This window comes from Pseudomonas sp. 05N434, from assembly GCF_056396965.1.
Genome location: NZ_JBFTMK010001187.1, coordinates 1 through 379, shown reverse-complemented (window position 1 = coordinate 379; position 379 = coordinate 1). Strand labels below are relative to the sequence as shown.

At 58.6% G+C, this 379-nt stretch carries 1 protein-coding gene; it reads left to right on the top strand.

What is annotated here, in order from left to right; all coding sequences use genetic code 11:
- Window positions 1–158: 158 nt before the first annotated feature.
- Window positions 159–379, top strand: a 221-nt coding sequence (locus AC1DLB_RS32365) for a cytosine permease (protein WP_477786581.1), incomplete at its 3' end; no start/stop codon positions are given.

The window sequence follows — 379 nt, the reverse complement described above, 5'->3', positions numbered from 1 at the left end:
GCTCTGAACAGGGTTGGAAGCCAGATTTGTCACACCTTTAGATCGTATGGCACGCATTCTGCGTAGCAACTCGTATACAAACCATGCCGGCTCCCGTACGCAGTGTGCTCGCCACACCCATCCCGGGGGCCGCGCCTGTACTTTCGAGGAGCCCCGCGATGACCGAACAATTGCCCAATGGCTACAGCCCGCGCCTGTATAACCAGGACCTGGGGCCACTGCCGCAGACATGGAATTGGTACAACATCTTTGCCTTCTGGATGAGCGACGTGCACAGCGTCGGCGGCTATGTGTTCGCCGCCAGCTTGTTTGCGCTTGGGCTGGCCAGTTGGCAGGTGTTGATTGCCTTGCTCGGCGGGATTTGCATCGTGCAGTTGTG